This is a genomic window from Flavobacterium fluviatile (assembly GCF_010645065.1).
In the GTDB taxonomy this organism is placed as follows: Bacteria; Bacteroidota; Bacteroidia; order Flavobacteriales; family Flavobacteriaceae; genus Flavobacterium; species Flavobacterium fluviatile.
The window spans coordinates 1-1,094 of sequence record NZ_JAADZW010000079.1; the positions used below are offsets into that span (position 1 = coordinate 1).

1 protein-coding gene is annotated in these 1,094 nt (G+C 31.5%); it reads right to left on the reverse strand.

Annotation, left to right across the window (positions count from 1 at the left end; genetic code table 11):
* Positions 1-298: 298 nt before the first annotated feature.
* On the reverse strand, positions 299-988 hold the full coding sequence (locus GXM17_RS21340; RefSeq protein ID WP_163401535.1) for a hypothetical protein: 690 nt from the start codon (positions 986-988) through the stop codon (positions 299-301).
* Between the last annotated feature and the right edge of the window lie 106 nt (positions 989-1,094).

Consider the following 1,094-nt stretch of genomic DNA (forward strand, 5'->3'; position numbering starts at 1 on the left):
ATTTGAAATATTAAAGGTAGAATAATTAAAAGTAAGTGCATTTTTTCATCTTTTATTAGTTTTTATTATCAAGCTTTCAATTTTTTATTTTTATACTTTCTGTGGAAACAAATCTTTGTCTTTTCAGCGTTTTTTCTGCGTAATTTTTACAAGTCTCCAGTAACGTTCTGGCACTACAGCGGGTTTGGGACTAAATTAAGCCCATTCTTCGGATTTGCCGAATCATCCCAAATACAAAACCATTTTTCCATTAAGCCAATGCCCAAATCCGTTGTAGTGGCTGTTACCAGCTGGCATTTTATTCTTCTATTTTGTTGTCAGTTTCTTTAATTATAGACTTTAGCCCTTTCTGAATTGTTTCGTCACAAAGAACGAAATAAACACTTTCAGGTGCAGTCAATAATATGATTTTTAGTTTCGAGTTTTGTTTCGCAACTACTTGATTTAGCATTTTTCTAAAATTCGTCAAGTAGTCTAAAGCAGGAATTCGGCTTCTATCTCGAACGTTTCCGGAATACAATAAATAGTTTGAGCCATTAATTGTCAATGTGTGATTAATATTTTCAACTTGGTCACTCTCTTTTTTCCAATCAATTTTTTCGTCTGCCCAATTTAATTTTAAACCATTTTTCTCAAATACTACTTTTGCAGAATTTAAATATGATGATACATTTTGCTCATATAAATCTCCTGCCCAAACCTCAAATGCTCGAAAATCTGAAGTTGATGAACCATTTTTATTTTCTGCTAATTGATAAACGCTTGATAAATAATAATCGTTCGGAAATGTCAACCAAATATTGCCGTTGTAGTAAGTTCCTGGTTTCGAGTCTTTATCGATTTCAAACTTCAGTTTTTTGAGTTTGATTGGATCTGTTATTAATCCAAAGTAATTTATTTTGTCCAGTTTTTCAGATATTGTTAAATTATCTTGAGCGAACAAATTCATTATACTTCCAAAAATTCCCATAAATTTCAATTTCTTCATCGAGTTGTGGTTTCTTTATGCTTGCTGGTAACGTTTTGCGCCTCTAGTTGTTTGCAACTTATGAAACAGATTATTTTCGGCTAAACGAAAATAGGAATTAAAAACG